This is a genomic window from Microvirga makkahensis, assembly GCF_009830105.1.
GTDB lineage: Bacteria > Pseudomonadota > Alphaproteobacteria > Rhizobiales > Beijerinckiaceae > Microvirga > Microvirga makkahensis.
The window spans coordinates 538,419-553,744 of record NZ_WURB01000001.1 but is presented as its reverse complement, the minus strand read 5'-3'; the positions used below and the strand labels follow the sequence as shown (position 1 = coordinate 553,744).

Annotated in this window: 19 protein-coding genes; 8 read left to right on the top strand and 11 right to left on the bottom strand. The window is 65.0% G+C overall.

Annotation, left to right across the window (positions count from 1 at the left end):
- Positions 1 to 73 precede the first annotated feature (73 nt).
- The 5 genes from petA to GR328_RS02745 all read left to right on the top strand — a co-directional run bounded on the left by petA (position 74) and on the right by GR328_RS02745 (position 4,703).
- On the top strand, positions 74 to 637 hold the full coding sequence (gene petA / locus GR328_RS02765) for a ubiquinol-cytochrome c reductase iron-sulfur subunit (protein ID WP_160882976.1): 564 nt from the start codon (positions 74 to 76) through the stop codon (positions 635 to 637).
- Between the two features lie 24 nt (positions 638 to 661).
- Entirely contained in the window at positions 662 to 1,942 is a 1,281-nt protein-coding gene (locus GR328_RS02760; RefSeq protein ID WP_160882975.1) for a cytochrome b, read from the top strand.
- 23 nt (positions 1,943 to 1,965) lie between these two features.
- The gene (locus tag GR328_RS02755) at positions 1,966 to 2,850 is read left to right on the top strand and encodes a cytochrome c1 (RefSeq protein WP_160882974.1); all 885 of its coding nucleotides are present in this window, start codon (positions 1,966 to 1,968) and stop codon (positions 2,848 to 2,850) included.
- Between the two features lie 72 nt (positions 2,851 to 2,922).
- Positions 2,923 to 3,531, top strand: coding sequence for a 2'-5' RNA ligase family protein (locus GR328_RS02750; protein ID WP_160882973.1), 609 nt, complete (start codon positions 2,923 to 2,925; stop codon positions 3,529 to 3,531).
- Positions 3,532 to 3,818: 287 nt separating this feature from the next.
- On the top strand, positions 3,819 to 4,703 hold the full coding sequence (locus GR328_RS02745) for an S-methyl-5'-thioadenosine phosphorylase (RefSeq protein WP_160882972.1): 885 nt from the start codon (positions 3,819 to 3,821) through the stop codon (positions 4,701 to 4,703).
- Here the strand turns inward: GR328_RS02745 and GR328_RS02740 are convergent.
- Positions 4,700 to 4,891: a hypothetical protein gene (locus tag GR328_RS02740; RefSeq protein WP_160882971.1), complete on the bottom strand. Its 192-nt coding sequence runs from the start codon at positions 4,889 to 4,891 to the stop codon at positions 4,700 to 4,702. The two genes, GR328_RS02745 and GR328_RS02740, sit on opposite strands and share 4 nt — an antisense overlap.
- Before the next feature lie 52 nt (positions 4,892 to 4,943).
- Here GR328_RS02740 and GR328_RS02735 point away from each other — a divergent pair, with 52 nt between their 5' ends.
- Together GR328_RS02735 and GR328_RS02730 are read left to right on the top strand one after the other, a co-directional pair.
- On the top strand, positions 4,944 to 5,489 hold the full coding sequence (locus tag GR328_RS02735; RefSeq protein WP_160882970.1) for an adenine phosphoribosyltransferase: 546 nt from the start codon (positions 4,944 to 4,946) through the stop codon (positions 5,487 to 5,489).
- Between the two features lie 13 nt (positions 5,490 to 5,502).
- Complete coding sequence (locus GR328_RS02730; RefSeq protein WP_160882969.1) at positions 5,503 to 6,081, top strand: HD domain-containing protein; 579 nt, start codon at positions 5,503 to 5,505, stop codon at positions 6,079 to 6,081.
- Here the strand turns inward: GR328_RS02730 and GR328_RS02725 are convergent.
- The 7 genes from GR328_RS02725 to GR328_RS02695 form a co-directional block, all read right to left on the bottom strand.
- Positions 6,078 to 7,094 (bottom strand): MaoC family dehydratase, encoded by a 1,017-nt coding sequence (locus tag GR328_RS02725; protein ID WP_160882968.1) that lies wholly within the window; start codon positions 7,092 to 7,094, stop codon positions 6,078 to 6,080. The genes GR328_RS02730 and GR328_RS02725 overlap by 4 nt on opposite strands.
- A gap of 37 nt (positions 7,095 to 7,131) precedes the next feature.
- On the bottom strand, positions 7,132 to 7,809 hold the full coding sequence (gene nfi, locus GR328_RS02720) for a deoxyribonuclease V (RefSeq protein WP_160882967.1): 678 nt from the start codon (positions 7,807 to 7,809) through the stop codon (positions 7,132 to 7,134).
- 179 nt (positions 7,810 to 7,988) lie between these two features.
- Positions 7,989 to 8,153 (bottom strand): hypothetical protein, encoded by a 165-nt coding sequence (locus GR328_RS02715; protein ID WP_160882966.1) that lies wholly within the window; start codon positions 8,151 to 8,153, stop codon positions 7,989 to 7,991.
- Positions 8,154 to 8,250: 97 nt separating this feature from the next.
- Positions 8,251 to 9,348 carry a redox-regulated ATPase YchF gene (ychF, locus tag GR328_RS02710; RefSeq protein WP_160882965.1) on the bottom strand — a complete coding sequence of 366 codons (1,098 nt, stop codon included), beginning with the start codon at positions 9,346 to 9,348 and terminating at the stop codon, positions 8,251 to 8,253.
- 4 nt (positions 9,349 to 9,352) lie between these two features.
- On the bottom strand, positions 9,353 to 9,976 hold the full coding sequence (gene pth / locus GR328_RS02705; RefSeq protein WP_160882964.1) for an aminoacyl-tRNA hydrolase: 624 nt from the start codon (positions 9,974 to 9,976) through the stop codon (positions 9,353 to 9,355).
- Between the two features lie 87 nt (positions 9,977 to 10,063).
- On the bottom strand, positions 10,064 to 10,678 hold the full coding sequence (locus tag GR328_RS02700) for a 50S ribosomal protein L25/general stress protein Ctc (protein ID WP_160882963.1): 615 nt from the start codon (positions 10,676 to 10,678) through the stop codon (positions 10,064 to 10,066).
- A gap of 158 nt (positions 10,679 to 10,836) precedes the next feature.
- Entirely contained in the window at positions 10,837 to 11,376 is a 540-nt protein-coding gene (locus GR328_RS02695) for a MarR family winged helix-turn-helix transcriptional regulator (RefSeq protein WP_160882962.1), read from the bottom strand.
- 136 nt (positions 11,377 to 11,512) lie between these two features.
- On the opposite strand from GR328_RS02695, the gene GR328_RS02690 reads away from it, so the two are divergent.
- Positions 11,513 to 12,415 carry a DMT family transporter gene (locus GR328_RS02690; RefSeq protein ID WP_246215633.1) on the top strand — a complete coding sequence of 301 codons (903 nt, stop codon included), beginning with the start codon at positions 11,513 to 11,515 and terminating at the stop codon, positions 12,413 to 12,415.
- 27 nt (positions 12,416 to 12,442) lie between these two features.
- On the opposite strand, the gene GR328_RS02685 is transcribed toward GR328_RS02690, so the two are convergent.
- The 3 genes from GR328_RS02685 to GR328_RS02675 all read right to left on the bottom strand — a co-directional run bounded on the left by GR328_RS02685 (position 12,443) and on the right by GR328_RS02675 (position 15,267).
- On the bottom strand, positions 12,443 to 13,375 hold the full coding sequence (locus GR328_RS02685) for a ribose-phosphate pyrophosphokinase (RefSeq protein ID WP_160882960.1): 933 nt from the start codon (positions 13,373 to 13,375) through the stop codon (positions 12,443 to 12,445).
- A 153-nt stretch (positions 13,376 to 13,528) separates the two neighbouring features.
- The gene (locus tag GR328_RS02680; RefSeq protein ID WP_160882959.1) at positions 13,529 to 14,044 is read right to left on the bottom strand and encodes a hypothetical protein; all 516 of its coding nucleotides are present in this window, start codon (positions 14,042 to 14,044) and stop codon (positions 13,529 to 13,531) included.
- A gap of 62 nt (positions 14,045 to 14,106) precedes the next feature.
- Positions 14,107 to 15,267 carry a benzoate/H(+) symporter BenE family transporter gene (locus GR328_RS02675; RefSeq protein WP_160882958.1) on the bottom strand — a complete coding sequence of 387 codons (1,161 nt, stop codon included), beginning with the start codon at positions 15,265 to 15,267 and terminating at the stop codon, positions 14,107 to 14,109.
- Positions 15,268 to 15,326: the final 59 nt, after the last annotated feature.

Genomic DNA, 15,326 nt, shown 5'->3' with positions numbered 1-15,326 from the left:
TCACCTCGGAACCAGCGTGCCGAATGCCTTGGTTTGCAAGGTGTTGCCGATGCGCGGTTCTCGTTTTTAATCAATGCTGGAGAGCCAAGTGGCCGAGACCACCACTCATGTCGCTGAGCCGACACGGCGCGATTTCCTTTACATCGCCACGGGCGCGGCCGCCGCTGTCGGCGGAGCAACCCTGGTATGGCCCTTCATCCAGTCCCTGGCGCCCGACGCGGCGACGGTGGCTGCAGGCGCCCCTGTCGAGGTGGACCTGGCCCCGATCGCGGAAGGACAGATCGTCAAGGTCTTCTGGCGCGGCAAGCTGATCTTCATCCGCCACCGCACGGCCGACGAGATCAAGTCCGCCCAGGACGTGAACGTGGCTTCGCTGCGCGACCCGCAGCCCGACGCGGCGCGCGTCAAGGAAGGCAAGCCCGAATGGCTGGTCGTCTATGGCAACTGCACCCACCTGGGCTGTGTGCCGCTCGGCCAGCAGGGTGAATACAACGGCTGGTTCTGCCCCTGCCACGGCTCGGTGTTCGACACGTCCGGCCGCGTTCGCGGCGGTCCGGCGCCGATCAACCTGCCGATCCCGCCCTACTCCTTCGCGTCCGACACGAAGATCATCATCGGCCAAGAAGCCACGGCGTAACCCCGGGACGATCAGGCGACCATCATGAGCGAACATCCCACAACTTACGTTCCCAAGAGCGCCTTCGGTAAGTGGTTCGAAAGCCGCTTGCCGCTCGCAGGCCTCATCCATTCCTCGTTCATCGCATTCCCGGTGCCGCGGAATCTGACCTATTTCTGGACCTTCGGCGCGATCCTGGTCTTCATGCTCGTCTCGCAGATCGTGACGGGCGTGTTCCTCGCCATGTACTACACGCCGAACGCGGCCATGGCCTTCCAGTCCGTCGAGCACATCATGCGCGACGTGAACTACGGCTGGCTGATCCGCTATCTGCACGCCAACGGCGCGTCGATGTTCTTCGTCGCCGTCTACATCCACATCTTCCGTAACTTCTATTACGGCTCCTACAAGGCGCCGCGCGAAGTGCTCTACATCCTGGGCGTGATCATCTTCCTCCTGATGATGGCCACCGCCTTCATGGGCTACGTGCTTCCCTGGGGACAGATGAGCTTCTGGGGCGCCACCGTGATCACCAACCTGTTTTCGGCGATCCCGGTCGTCGGCGATACCATCGTCAGTTACCTCTGGGGCGGCTACTCGGTGGGCAACCCGACCCTCAACCGTTTCTTCTCCCTGCACTACCTGCTGCCTTTCATGATCGTGGGCGTCGTCGCCCTGCACATCTGGGCGCTGCACGTGCCGGGCCAGAACAACCCGACCGGCATCCCGATCAAGTCGGGCAAGGACGCGGTTCCGTTCACCCCCTATGCGACGATCAAGGACATCTTCGCGGTCGTGGTGTTCATGCTCTTCTTCGCGTATTGGGTGTTCTACATGCCGAACTATCTCGGCCATGCGGACAACTACATCCCGGCGAACCCCGCCGTGACGCCCGCGCACATCGTGCCCGAGTGGTACTTCCTGCCCTTCTACGCGATCCTGCGCGCCATCCCCGACAAGCTCGGCGGCGTCATCGCCATGGTTTCGGCCATCGTGATCTGGTGTTTCATGCCCTGGCTCGACACCTCCAAGGTGCGGTCCACGGCCTACCGCCCGCTCTACAAGCAGTTCTTCTGGCTGTTCGTGGCGGTCTGCGTCCTGCTCGGCTGGCTCGGCTCCCGTCCGGCGGAGGGCTGGTACGTGATCGCCTCGCAGATCTGCACGGTCTACTACTTCGCCCACTTCCTCATCGTCCTGCCGGTGCTCGGCTTCGTCGAGCGTCCGCTGCCGCTGCCGAATTCGATCCTCGAATCCGTGATGGGCGTGCAGAAGGGCGGAGCTGGGATGCCGGCCGGCGCCAATGCCGAGCCGCACTCCAAGGGCTGATGCGAGAGTCGGGGAAAGATAAAATGATGAAGCGTACTCTTCTCATCGCAGCAGCGATCTTCAGCCTCTCGGCTCCGGTCTTCGCCGCCGGCGAGACTCCGGTCCCACCTCAGCAGCAGTGGAGCTTCCAGGGTCCGTTCGGTACCTTCGACCGGGCCCAGCTCCAGCGCGGCTTCAAGGTCTACCGCGAGGTTTGCGCCTCCTGCCATGGCCTGACCTACGTCGCCTTCCGCAACCTCGCGGAGGAGGGTGGCCCGGAATTCTCCGAGGCGCAGGTGAAGGCGCTGGCCGCGGAATACCAGATTACGGACGGTCCGAACGAGTCCGGCGACATGTTCGAGCGTCCCGGCCGTCCGGCCGACCGCTTCCCGGCTCCGTTCCCGAACGAGAACGCCGCGGCCGCGGCCAACGGCGGCAAGGCTCCGCCGGATCTGTCCCTGATCGCGAAGGCCCGCACCTACGAGCGCGGCTTCCCCTGGTTCATCACGGACGTGTTCCGCCAGTATTCGGAGAACGGCGCCGACTACCTCGTGGCGCTGCTGACCGGCTATGAGGAGCCTCCGGCAGGCTTCCAGGTTCCCGAGGGGGGGCACTATAACCACTATTTCCCGGGCCACGTGATCGCGATGCCGAATCCGCTGAGCGACGGCCAGGTGGAGTATCCGAAGAACGAGGCCGGCCAGCCTCAGGCTCCGGAGACGGTCGAGCAATATGCCAAGGACGTCACGGCCTTCCTGACCTGGACGGCCGAACCGCACCTCGAGGCCCGCAAACGCCTGGGCTTCCAGGTCATGCTGTTCCTGCTGGTGCTCTCGGGCCTGCTCTACTTCACGAAGAAGAAGATCTGGGCTCGGGTGGGCGGCGAGGTCGAAGGCCACGCCACGCCTCCGATGACGCACAATCCCTGATCATGAAAGGCCCCGGTTTTCGGGGCCTTTTTTTCAGGTGACATCCTGCCGGGGTAAATTTATGCCGGCCGGATGTTCCAGACCATCGCCGACGACACCTGGGGCCGGCCGTGCCTCGCCTATCACGTCCAGCCGCACCTCGCCTCCGAGACGCGGTCCGCTCTCGTGGGCCTTCAAGAGGCCGTCGCCAGCCGCTGGACCGTTCCCCTCTTTCTCACCCCGCCCGAGGCGCTCCACGTCACGCTCTATGCGTTGGTTCAGGTGAAGGGGATCTTCGACAAGGAAGGCTATTGGAGCAGCATTGCCGAGCCCTGCCGGTCCCTGCTCGAGGAATCTTGTCGGGGCCATGGCCCGCTCGAACTGCGCTTCACCCGGCTGAAGGTCACGGACACGGCCATCATCGCCGTCGCCACCGATGAAACGGGTTTGATCGACAGGGTCCGCAACGCCATCGCCGCTGAGATTCCTCCCCCTCCAGGTCATGAGCCCATCCGCTATGATCTCATCCACTCGACCTTGGCGCGCTACCGGACCTCGGATGCGGTGCCGGAGGCGGCGGTCGCGGCCGTGGAGGCGATTCCGGCTTCGGTCGCCGCGCCCGTGGAACGCCTCAAGATCATCAGGGAAACGCTCTTTCCCTGCCGTGAGACGGACGAGCTCTTCTCGGTCTCGCTTTGCTGAGCCTGTGCTGGCCATCTCGCTCCGAAAAGCATTATGCCTCTTGCTATCGCAATCCCCGGCACGGGGCCGGTGATGACTTGGGGAATTCGAGCCCTACAGAGACCAGGATTCTCGAACGTCGGAGGTGGAACGGGGCCTTGCTCTTGTGACCCGATGCTCTGCTCCTTGAACATTGCATAGGTCGGCCTGGACCCGAAGGGCCGCAGGATGCGCGAGAGGCTCTTGGGATTCCGGCCCGACAACCGCTATGGTTTCCTTCGAGACACCGGGCGGAAGGATGGACAGGCGTGGCAAAGGCGGTTCTGGGGGTCGTCGGGGGATCGGGGGTCTATGACCTGCCGGGGATCGAGGACGTGCGGGAGGTACCTATCGATTCTCCCTGGGGCGAGCCCTCGGACGTGCTGCGCATGGGGAGGGTCGGCGGGACCGAGGTGGCCTTCCTCCCTCGCCACGGCCGCGGCCACCGGCTCTCCCCCTCCGACATCAACTACCGCGCCAATATCGACGTGATGAAGCGGGCAGGGGTGACGGATTTGATCTCCGTCTCCGCCTGCGGCTCTTTCCGGCAGGAGTACCATCCCGGCTTCTTCGTGCTGGTGGATCAGTATGTGGACCGCACGCACAAGCGCGAAAACTCGTTCTTCGGCAGGGGCTGCGTGGCGCACGTGCCCATGGCTCATCCCGTCGGTCCGTTGCTGCAGCGGCGGATCGCGCGTGCCGCGGCGGCGGAGCACATCCCGCACGCGTCCGGCGGCACCCTCGTGTGCATCGAGGGGCCGCAATTCTCGACCTACGCCGAGTCCATCACCTACAAGGAACTCGGCTACGACGTGATCGGCATGACAGCGATGCCCGAGGCCAAGCTCGCCCGCGAGGCCGAGATCACTTATGCCACCATCGCCATGGTGACCGATTACGATTGCTGGCATCCCGAGCACGACGACGTGGACGTGGCGGCCGTGGTTGCCGTCGCCCGGCAGAACGCCGCCAAGGTGGCGGGCCTCATCGCCCGGATCGCCCGCGACTTCCCGGTCGAGCACGAGCCGTGCCCCGTTGGGTCCGACCGGGCGCTCGACGGGGCCATCATGACAGCGCCCGCGGCGCGCGATCCCGAGCTTTTGAGGAGGCTTGATGCCGTGGCGGGCAGGGTTTTGAAAGCCTCGGGGCTCTAGCGCATCATCCAGCCCATGTGACCGAAACCCAAGATCGCGCCGAACATCCAGCCGAGGAAGGCCAGGATGAAGCTGACGATGATGGCGGCTGGGATCACGGCAAGGGAGGCCTTGACGAAGAACAGAACAAGGCTTCCAAAGGGAATGTCGATGTTGGTCAGAACGGTTCGAGAGGGTTGTTCGGCCATTGCTAAGCTCCTCTGATCACCTCAGGTTCCTTCACCTATGGCAGGCTCAAAGATGGACCAGCGTCTCCTCACTGATCTCAAAGCCGCGATCCGCTCGATCCCGGATTATCCAAAGCCCGGCATCGTGTTTCGCGACATCACGACTCTGCTCGGCGATGCGCGGGCCTTCCGCCGCGCGGTGGACGAACTTGTGCATCCCTTTGCGGGCGGGCGGGTGGACAAGGTGGCGGGAATCGAGGCGCGAGGGTTCATCCTCGGCGGCGCCATTGCCCATCAGCTCTCGTCGGGCTTCGTGCCGATCCGCAAGAAGGGCAAGCTGCCCCACGAGACGGTGCGCATCGCCTATTCGCTGGAATACGGCGTGGACGAAATGGAGATCCACACGGACGCGATCGGCCAGGACGAGCGGGTGATCCTGGTAGACGATCTCATCGCCACCGGCGGCACGGCGGTGGCCGCGACGCAGCTCCTGCGCCAGATGGGCGCAAAGATCGTCGCCGCCTGCTTCATCATCGACCTGCCCGATCTCGGCGGCGCGCAGAAGCTGCGCGATCTCGGCGTGGAGGTTCGCAGCCTCGTGAGCTTCGAAGGACACTAGAGGAGAATCGGCGATGCCGGGCGACCGCCTGCCGGGAGCGCTGGAATTCCTGCGCGAGGCCGAGAGGCTCAAGAGCACCCTGCGCAGCGGCTTCACTTCCACCGGACGGCCGGAGAGCACGGCGGAACACACATGGCGCCTGTGCCTGATGGCCCTCGTCTTCGCGGACGAGTTCGGGGACATCGATGTCCTGCGGCTCATCAAGCTCTGCATCGTGCACGATCTCGGCGAGGCTCTGAGCGGGGATGTTCCCGCCATCATGCAGACGGAAGGCAACAGCAAGTCGGCTCGGGAGCGAGCGGATCTGGCGGTGCTCACGAGATCGCTTCATTCAGAAAAACGCGCCGAGATTCTATCGCTGTGGGAGGAATACGAGGCGGCTCAGACGCCCGAAGCCATCCTCGCGAAGGGGCTCGACAAGCTGGAGACCATTCTCCAGCACATTCAGGGCAGGAACCCCGCGGATTTCGACTACGCTTTCAATCTCGGCTATGGGCAAAAGCACACATCCGCCCATCCCTTGCTTGCGAGGATCCGCACCATTCTCGACGAAGAGACGCGCGCGCGGGCTGAAGGCTCAAGGGCCGTTTAAGGCCGCCGCTCCCAGAATACCATGCCCTCGAAGGAGAAGACCTCCTCTCCATGCTGGTTCGTGGCACAATTGTGGTGGAAGACCAGGCCCCAGCCGGGACGCGAGTTCGACACGCGCTTGCGGGCCACGGCCGAGCGGTAGGTGAGTGTATCGCCCGCATAGACGGGCTTCAGCCATTTCAGGTTCGTGAAGCCTGGGGAGGGGCCGAGCCGCGCGGGTCGTGCGCCGTGGGCCAGGGCATTGGTGCGGATCCGGCTGCGATGGCCGACCATCAGCTTCATCCAGACGGCGGCCGTGTGCCAGCCGGAGGCGCAGAGCGCACCGAACAGGCTGTCCCTGGCGGCCTCGGCATCCACATGGAAACGCTGCGGATCGAACTGCCTGGCGAACCCGATGATATCGTCGGCCTCGAATGTGTAGGAGCCAAGCTCCTCCTTCTCGCCGATCACGAGATCCTCGAAATAGGGATTGGAGGAGATGTGCGGCAGTTCCCGCGCCGGGGTGTGGTCCGGCATGGCGGAAGCGGCGGCGGCGAGGACGCTGGGGCCCGAGCCCTTGAGGGGCTCGGCATCGCGGCGGCCGAACATGACCCAGTTCGTCTGGGTGAGCACGATCTCGTCCGCCTGATTGAGCATCTCGAACTGGAAACGCACGAGCCCGAGGGAGGGGCGGCTTTTCGATGGCCGGGTTTCGAGAACGGATATGCGCGAGCGGAGCGTATCGCCGGGCCTCACGGGCTTGAGCCACTTCACCTCCTCAATGCCGGGAGCGCCCATGGAGGTGGAATCGAGCAGCAGCCCCTCCGCGAACAGGCGCATGTTGATGCTGCAGGTGTGCCAGCCCGAGGCGATGAGCGTGCCGATGAAGCTGTCCTTGGCGGCGACCTCGTCCACGTGGAAGGGCTGCGCGTCGTATTCCTGCGCGAAGGCCAGCAGCGCCTCCTTCGTGACGGTGAAGGGGCCGAGCATCTGCGTGAGGCCGGGCGTGAAATCTTCGAATGCGTAACGGGGCATGGCTCGATCTGTGCGGTGTTCTTCGCTTTGCCGAAGCTCAGACCGGAGGGGGGCTGAACTGTCCGGCCGCGTTGTGCGCCAGACGGATCGGTTCGGGCAAGCGATACTTTGGCGAACAGCGCAGGACGAGCTCCGCCGCAGTCGGAATATTGGCCAGGTGCCCGGGGGAGATGAACATCGGGTTCTTGGCCGTGCGGGTGCGCAGGGCCACGCCGATGGTCTCCTTCCTGTCGATGAGGGATGCAGCCGATCCCTTTTCCTCCGCGAGATCCTTGTAGCGCCCGCAGAGCAGGGTCTTGCCGCAGCCGATGGTCGGGCGTTGCAGCCACAGGCCCATATGGCTGGCGATGCCGATGCGGCGGGGATGGGCGATGCCCATGCCGTCGAACAGGAACGCGTCGGGTTCGGTTTGGAGTTTCTCGAAGGCCTCCTCCAGCACCGGACCCTCGCGGAAGCTGAGGAGGCCCGGCACATAGGGAAACGGCGTCGGACGCTGCGCGAGAACGGCCTCGACGAGGAGAAAGCCCGGAAACGTCACCACCACGACGGCGGCCTGCGAATGCTCGTTCTTCACGCTCACGTCGACCCCGGCCACGAGCCTGACCTTGTCGAGATCGATGGGACGGTCGGATACGACCTCCCGCCTCAGCTCCTGCTGAAGGGCAATGGCCTCGGAAGGGGAGAGATCCCAGGAATGGCGGCGATGGAGTTGCATGAAGGTACTGCGACGGGTTCCGTAGAACTCAACGCCCAAGGTGGAGGATCGATCCGCCCCGGTTGCGCACGGCTATCCGTACAGGAGCGGGCCTGTGGCATTCTCCTCGAACGGGTTCCATGAAATCCGGAAATGAAATCCGGCGAATCCACCCGGCATCCGCATGGCGGAGCGACGCCTCAACGCTCCCACCACTCCAGATCGTCGGCGGCCGTCTTCGGCAGGAAGGACGAAATGGCGATCATGGCAAGGCCGCAGGCCACGAGGACGGCGACGAAGAACTCGGCGCTGCCCAGGCCCGGCGAAACGATGATCGAAAAGACTTTCTCTAAAATGTCCTGCATCGATCCAACCTCCACGCTGGACATGAAAGCAGAAGCGTCCTGAACGGGCCGAAAAGAGCCCGTTCAGGATTCTGACAGATTTGGTTGCGGTTCGGGTTCAGGTGTTGAAGCGGAAGTGCATCACGTCGCCGTCCTGGACGACGTAATCCTTGCCTTCCAGACGCAGCTTGCCGGCATCGCGCGCGCCCGCCTCGCCCTTGAGCGAGACATAGTCGGCATAGGCGATGGTCTCGGCGCGAATGAAGCCCTTCTCGAAATCCGTATGGATCACGCCGGCCGCGGCGGGCGCCCGGGTGCCCCTGGTGATCGTCCAGGCGCGGGCCTCCTTCGGGCCGACGGTGAAATAGGTGATGAGGCCCAGCAGCTCGTAGCCCGCGCGGATCACGCGGTTGAGGCCGGGCTCCTCGAGGCCAACGGCTTCAAGATAGTCCTTCTGCTCGTCGGGCGGCAGAACGGCAATCTCGCTCTCGATCTTGGCCGAGACGACGACCGCTTTGGCGCCCTCTTGCCCAGCGCGCTCGAAGACCCGGGCCGAGAATTCGTTGCCCTTGTCGGCGGAGGCCTCCTCCACGTTGCACACGTAGAGGACGGGCTTGGAGGAGAGGAGGCCGAGCATCTGGAACAGGCGCTCCTCCTCGGGCTTGCGCTCCACCATGCGGGCTGGCTTGCCTTCGCGCAGCAGCGGCAGGGTGCGGTTGACGAGGTCGAGCGTCTCCTTCGCCTCCTTGTCGTTGCCCTTGGCCTTTTTCTCGAGCGCCGTGACGCGCTTCTCGAGGCTGTCGAGATCGGCCAGCATCAGCTCGGTCTCGATAGTCTCGATATCGGCGATGGGGTCGATCTTGCCCTCGACATGGGTGATGTCCGTATCCTCGAAGCAGCGTACCACGTGGGCGATCGCATCCACTTCGCGGATGTTGGCCAGGAACTGGTTGCCGAGGCCTTCGCCGCGCGACGCGCCGCGCACCAAGCCCGCGATGTCCACGAAGGTGAGGCGGGTCGGGATGATCTGTGCCGAGCCCGCGATGGCGGCGAGCCGGTCGAGGCGCTCGTCCGGCACCGCCACGTCGCCCACATTGGGCTCGATGGTGCAGAACGGATAATTCGCGGCCTGCGCCGCGGCGGTCTGCGTCAGCGCGTTGAAGAGGGTGGACTTGCCCACGTTCGGCAGGCCGACGATGCCCATCTTGAAGCCCATGGCCTCACTCCTTGTTCTGTTCGGCCCGCTCTCCAGGCCGTTTCACATCCGTCCAGCCTCTCGCCTCCATGGCGAGGTGGACCTTGTTCTGGAAGCTCCCGTCCTCGCCCTTGGCGAGAAGGGTGGCATTGTCGGCGATGATGCGGCACAGGTCGTCGACCCAGGCCTCTTCGCCCTTGCCGAAATCGCCCAGCACATGGCCCTGCACGAGTGCCTTGTGGCCGGGATGTCCGATGCCGAGCCGAACGCGGCGGTAATCGTTGCCGCAATGAGCGGAAATCGAGCGCAGACCGTTGTGGCCCGCATTGCCGCCGCCGATCTTCACGCGCAGCTTGGCCGGCGGCAGATCGAGCTCGTCGTAGAAGACCGTGACGTCGTTCAGCGGGATCTTGAAGAAGCCCTGCGCCTCTCTCACCGCCTGGCCCGACAGGTTCATGAAGGTCTGCGGCTTCAGGAGCAGCACCTTCTCGCCGCCGATCACCGCATCCGCGGCCTCGGCCTGAAAACGCTTGCGCCAGGGGCTTGCATTGTGCACGCGCGCGATCTCCTCCACGGCCATGAAACCGATATTGTGGCGGTTTCTGGCGTAGCGGGATCCGGGATTACCAAGGCCGACGAAAAGGCGCATCGTTCAGGCATTCTCATAAGAAACGCTCCGGCCTTGCGGTCGGAGCGTCGAAGCCGGTCAATGGGCTTGAACGCCCGATGAAGCCGATCAGGCGGCGGTGCCTTCGGCTGCTGCCGGAGCCTCTTCCTCTTCCTTCATGCCGGTCGGGGCCACGACGGTGACGAGGGTGAGGTTCTCGGTGGAGGTCGCCTTGGCGCCGTTCGGCAGCTTGATGTCCTCGAGGTGGACGGTGGCGCCGATGTCGAGGCCCTCGACCGAGGCTTCCACGTAGTCCGGGATCGAGTCGGGCGAGACCTGAAGCTCGACCGAGTGCTCGACGATCTGGAGCGTGCCGCCGCGCTTGACACCCGGGCACTTGTCCTGGCCGACCACGTGCACCGGAACCACGACCTTGATGGTCTGGCCGGCGGCAACGCGCAGGAAGTCCACGTGAACGGGGAAGTCCTTCACCGGGTCGAGCTGATAGTCGCGCGGAATGGCGCGGACCGTCTGGCCGTCCACATCGATGTCGAAGATCGTCGTCAGGAAGTGACCGGCGAAGATCAGCTGCTTGGTCTGGTTGAAGTCGAGGGCGATCGCCTGGGCCGGCTGGCCGGCGCCGTAGATGACGGCTGGAACTTGGCCTTGGCGACGAACGGCCCGGGCGGCCCCCTTGCCGGCCCGGTCGCGCGCCACGGCCTTGATTTGCTTTACTTCGCTCATGGTCGTGGTCCTATGAAATGGGTTGAAAAACCGATGGCCGCCTTAAGGCGGCCATGAGGTCCGCGCCCGTGCCTCCAAGGGTGTCGAGCGGGCGCGAGGCGGCTTATAGGCGATAAAGCCTTTCAATGCAAGAAAGAGCGCCCCGTTTCGCCGCTCCCTCAATCGAACGGAGGGGTGCCCGTGATCGTCAGGGCGAGCTTGCGCAGAAGCCGTGCGAGGTCACCCTGCTCATCCTGGCTCAGGCCCGAGAGCATGGCCGCCTCGATGGCCATGTCCTCCCGAAAGGCGGCCGTCGCGCGGCGGATGCCTTCCGGCGTCAGCTCCACGGGCAGGCTCCGGCCATCGCCCTCCGCGGCGGCCCGCCGCACCAAGCCGGCCTTCGTCAGCCGGTTTAAACGGTCCGTGAGACCGCCCGACGAAATCATCAGGGACCGGAACAGCTCCGTCGGGCGCAGCCGGTAGGGAGGGCCCGACCGCAGCAGCGTGAAGAGAACGTCCGCCTCTCCGCTGTCGAGTCCGTGCGCCTTGAACACCGCTTCGATCGGCGGCCGCGCGGCCAGAGTGATCCAGCGCGCCCGACCGAGGATCGCCATGCCGGACGTGTCCACGTCCGGCAGTTCGGCCCGCCACTGGGCTTGGCGACGGTCGATCCCGTCCTGCCCCGGGATCGCCGGGGCTTCCTCAGGTTGTCTTGACATCGAGATAATTCCGCCGTTAACTTGACGTCAAGATAAATCGGGGCAGGGGGCGAGGTAAAGTCCTCGGCCTCCACTTCGCAGCGAGCCTGCCGCTGCCGCAGGGGCTTGCTCCAGGAGGCACTAAAAGATGGGTTCGATGATCTCTTTGCGCGTCCTGGCCGCCTCGGGCTCGCCGATCGCTCTCCTGAGCTTGTGCGGATTTCTCTTCGCCGGCCGGATCATGATGTCCAAGATGGCGCTCGCCGCCGGCGTTCAGCCGTTCCAGCTCGGGGTGTTCGGCAATCTGGGCGCGGGCCTGTTCCTGCTGCCGTGGCTTGCCTCCGCACGGCAGCGGATCCCGATGGAGCCGGAGCATCTGCTTCTCTATGCCGTTCTCGGGATCGTGAGCTTCGCGGTGCCGACGGTTCTATCCTATTACGTCGTCGAGCGGGTGGGGCCCGCCTACACCTCGATCGTGTACTGCCTGTCTCCTCTGCTGACCATGACCTTCGCAGCCGGGCTCGGAATGGAGCGCATGTTCCTGCGCCGTTTCGTCGGAATCGTGCTCGGTTTCCTAGGCATGATCGCGCTCGTTCAGCAGCAGATCCTCCAGATCGACATCGGCCAGCCCGTGTGGGTGGCGATCGGTCTGGCGATCCCGGTCTGCGCGGCGACCGGCAACATCATCCGCTCGGCCTGGTGGCCGAAGGGCACCTCCGCGCTTGCCTTCTCATGCGGCGCTTCGCTCAGCTCGGGGATGATGGTGGCGCTGATGGGACCCGTTTTCGAGGCGCCTCTGGAATGGCGCTTCGCCGATTCCGGAATTCTCTCGTGGATCGTGATCTTGAGCGCCGCGTCCGCCCTGTCTCAGGTGATGAACTTCCGCCTGCAGCAGATCGCGGGTCCGGTGGTGTTCAGCCAGATCGGATATTGGGGCACGGGCTTCGGGGTGCTGCTCGCCGCCATCCTGTTCGGGGACGTGCTGACCGCTGTGTCGTTCGCGGGCCTCGCCTGCATCGTCAGCGGCGGAATTCTGGCCAACCGCGGCAGGGAGGCCTGAGGCTCCCCGCCAAGGCGATGCGCTTGTTCAGTCGAACAGGCTCGAAACCGAGCTCTCGGTCGCCGTGCGGCCGATGGCTTCGCCCATCAGGGGAGCGATGCTGATGACCCGGATGTTATGGGCGACCTTCACGGCCTCGGTCGGCATGATCGAGTCGGTGATGACCAGTTCCTTGAGCTTGGAGCTGGCGATGCGGGACACCGCCCCCCCGGAGAGCACGCCGTGGGTGATGTAGGCGTAGACCTCCTTGGCGCCATTCTTGAGGAGGGCCTCGGCCGCGTTCACCAGGGTGCCGCCGGAATCCACGATGTCGTCGACCAGGATGCAGGAGCGGCCGGACACGTCGCCGATGATGTTCATGACCTCCGACTCGCCGGGGCGCTCGCGGCGCTTGTCCACGATGGCGAGCTGGGCGTCGATGCGCTTGGCGAGCGCGCGGGCGCGCACCACGCCGCCCACGTCGGGCGAAACCACCATGCGGTTGCCGCCGTCGAGCCGTTCCTTGATGTCTCGGGCGAGAGTCGGCGCGGCGAACAGGTTGTCGGTCGGGATGTCGAAGAAGCCTTGGATCTGCCCGGCGTGCAGGTCCAGGGTCAGCACGCGGTCGACCCCCGCATGGGTGATCAGGTTGGCCACGAGCTTGGCCGAGATCGGCGTGCGGGCGGCAGGCTTACGGTCCTGGCGGGCATAGCCGAAATAGGGGATCACCGCCGTGATGCGGCGCGCCGAGGCGCGGCGGAGCGCATCGGTGATGATCAGGAGCTCCATGATGTGGTCGTTCGTGGGGAACGAGGTCGACTGGATGACGAACACGTCCTCGCCGCGCACATTCTCCTGGATCTCGACGAACACTTCCATGTCCGCGAAACGCTTGACCTGGGCCTTGGCGAGCGGAACATTGAGATAGGCGGAGATGGCCTCGGCCAGGGGACGGTTGGAATTTCCCGCAACGAGCTTCATGCAAGCAACTTCAGCTTTGTGTGACCTGTGAGCCCACTGCGCAATGCCGAGATGGATGCGCGACCAGGCGCAAGGCTCTTAGCAGCGATATCAAACCGTCACAATACGACTTGTGCGGCTTAAGTGCCGCAATTGCGGTTTGGGGGCATGCGGTCACTGCAGGGCAACAGGGGAATCATCCTCCGTAACCTCGGCGGTTTGAATGGATTTGGAGGCGCTCAGGAAATCGGCGATCTCGTCCATGCTCGCCTCGGCGAGCTTGGCCAGCGTTTCCCCGTCGAGCGGCGCGATCGAACCGGAGCCCGACGCGGCGGATTGTGAGCCTTCGAGCCGCTTGGCGCGTCGCTTCTGGGCGTCGAACAGGTCCCAGACGTAGGAGACCTTGGTTTCCCCGTCTTCCGTGACGGTGGAGATATAGCCGCGAACCCGGTAACGGGCGTCCTCGCCGGAGTCGACAAGCTCGACCTTGCGCTCGGAAGCCGCGGCGGCAAGTTCTCCGAGGAGGGCCGTCTGGACCGGGGCGGAAGCGCCGTCGATGCTCTCCACTGCCACCGGCACGCCCTCGGGCGAACCGCTGAGGCGGGAGGTCTGGCAGGCGCCAAGAGTCATCGTCAACGCCATCGCCTTCCCAATGGCGGCAAGCAGCCCCCGACGTTTCGTCCCGGCCATGAAGGCTCCCGTTTTTCGTTCCGGTAACGAAATATTAACCGCGAGGGAGGCCGCCGTCCAGATCAGCCAAGCTTGCGGGAGCGGAGGAGGGCGGCTTCGAGAGCCAGGGCGACGATTCCCGCGGCGAGGCCCCAGAATGCGGAGCCGATGCCGGCGAGGGTGAGGCCCGAGGCCGTCACGGCCAGGGTCAGCACCGCAGGAAACCTCTTGGCCTCCTCGGAAAGGGCGGATCCCAGGGCGCCCGCGAAAGCTCCCATGAGGGCCAAGCCCGCAACGGTCCTGATGAGTTCCGGGGGCAGGGCGGCAATCAGGCCGATCAGCGCCGCGCTGAAGGCGGCGAAGACCAGATAGCTCAACGTATAGAACGGCCCGACCATCCAGCGCTTGCCCGGATCGGGATGCGTGTCGGGCCCGGTGCAGATCGCCGCCGAGATCGCCGCCAGGTTGCTGGTATGGGCTCCGAACAGGGCGGTAACCATGGAGGCGAGGCCCGTGACGGCGAGGATCGGACGGGTGGGAGGCGCATAGCCGGATGCGCGCAGAACGGCGAATCCTGGCAGGTTCTGGGAGGCCATCGTCACCAGGAACAGGGGCAGTCCCAGGCCGATGAGGGCGGCAGGCTCGAAGGCCGGTGCGATGAAGGTGAGGGTCGAGAGGCTGAAGTCGGAGGAGAGGGGGCGGGCCAGTCCGCCGCCGAAGGCCATGAGCAGGCCTACGAACAGCACCGCCAGCACCGCGAGCGCCGGGTTGAACAGCCTCGCCACGAGGAACAGGCCGACCAGCGGCAGAACGAGGGCCGGTGCTCCCTGCGCGCTTGCGAAGACCGCCATCACGAACTGGATCAGGACGCCCGCGAGCATGGCGGCGGCGATGGAGGTCGGGATCTTCTCGATGAGCCGCCCGAACGGCTTGATGAAGGCGGCCAGCAGGACGAGGAACCCGGCCATCAGAAAGCAGCCGACGGCCGCGTGGACGGAAATGCCGCTGGAGGCCGCGATCAGCGCGGCGCCGGGAGTGGACCAGGCGGTGACCACCGGCATCCGGTAGCGGACGCTCAAGTAACCGCTCGTGGCAGCCATGGAGAGGCACAGGGCCGCCACCCAGGACGACGTCTGCGCCGCATCCGCTCCCACGGCCTGCGCCGCCGCGATGATGATGGCGATCGTACTGCCGAAGCCAACAAGGGCCGCGACGACGGCTGAGGTGATGATCGACAGGCGCATGTGAGGCTCCGGTTGAGCAGGCTTAGCCGTTTATCCCGAATGGGCTGACTGCGCCAGTT

What these genes read in the sequence shown, in the direction of transcription:
- petA (WP_160882976.1), top strand. Translation starts at nt 74, where the DNA reads ATGCTGGAGAGCCAAGTGGCCGAGACCACCACTCATGTCGCTGAGCCG.
- GR328_RS02760 (WP_160882975.1), top strand. Translation starts at nt 662, where the DNA reads ATGAGCGAACATCCCACAACTTACGTTCCCAAGAGCGCCTTCGGTAAG.
- GR328_RS02755 (WP_160882974.1), top strand. Translation starts at nt 1,966, where the DNA reads ATGATGAAGCGTACTCTTCTCATCGCAGCAGCGATCTTCAGCCTCTCG.
- GR328_RS02750 (WP_160882973.1), top strand. Translation starts at nt 2,923, where the DNA reads ATGTTCCAGACCATCGCCGACGACACCTGGGGCCGGCCGTGCCTCGCC.
- GR328_RS02740 (WP_160882971.1), bottom strand. Translation starts at nt 4,891, where the DNA reads ATGGCCGAACAACCCTCTCGAACCGTTCTGACCAACATCGACATTCCC.
- GR328_RS02735 (WP_160882970.1), top strand. Translation starts at nt 4,944, where the DNA reads ATGGACCAGCGTCTCCTCACTGATCTCAAAGCCGCGATCCGCTCGATC.
- GR328_RS02730 (WP_160882969.1), top strand. Translation starts at nt 5,503, where the DNA reads ATGCCGGGCGACCGCCTGCCGGGAGCGCTGGAATTCCTGCGCGAGGCC.
- GR328_RS02725 (WP_160882968.1), bottom strand. Translation starts at nt 7,094, where the DNA reads ATGCCCCGTTACGCATTCGAAGATTTCACGCCCGGCCTCACGCAGATG.
- nfi (WP_160882967.1), bottom strand. Translation starts at nt 7,809, where the DNA reads ATGCAACTCCATCGCCGCCATTCCTGGGATCTCTCCCCTTCCGAGGCC.
- GR328_RS02715 (WP_160882966.1), bottom strand. Translation starts at nt 8,153, where the DNA reads ATGCAGGACATTTTAGAGAAAGTCTTTTCGATCATCGTTTCGCCGGGC.
- ychF (WP_160882965.1), bottom strand. Translation starts at nt 9,348, where the DNA reads ATGGGCTTCAAGATGGGCATCGTCGGCCTGCCGAACGTGGGCAAGTCC.
- pth (WP_160882964.1), bottom strand. Translation starts at nt 9,976, where the DNA reads ATGCGCCTTTTCGTCGGCCTTGGTAATCCCGGATCCCGCTACGCCAGA.
- GR328_RS02700 (WP_160882963.1), bottom strand. Translation starts at nt 10,678, where the DNA reads ATGAGCGAAGTAAAGCAAATCAAGGCCGTGGCGCGCGACCGGGCCGGC.
- GR328_RS02695 (WP_160882962.1), bottom strand. Translation starts at nt 11,376, where the DNA reads ATGTCAAGACAACCTGAGGAAGCCCCGGCGATCCCGGGGCAGGACGGG.
- GR328_RS02690 (WP_246215633.1), top strand. Translation starts at nt 11,513, where the DNA reads ATGATCTCTTTGCGCGTCCTGGCCGCCTCGGGCTCGCCGATCGCTCTC.
- GR328_RS02685 (WP_160882960.1), bottom strand. Translation starts at nt 13,375, where the DNA reads ATGAAGCTCGTTGCGGGAAATTCCAACCGTCCCCTGGCCGAGGCCATC.
- GR328_RS02680 (WP_160882959.1), bottom strand. Translation starts at nt 14,044, where the DNA reads ATGGCCGGGACGAAACGTCGGGGGCTGCTTGCCGCCATTGGGAAGGCG.
- GR328_RS02675 (WP_160882958.1), bottom strand. Translation starts at nt 15,267, where the DNA reads ATGCGCCTGTCGATCATCACCTCAGCCGTCGTCGCGGCCCTTGTTGGC.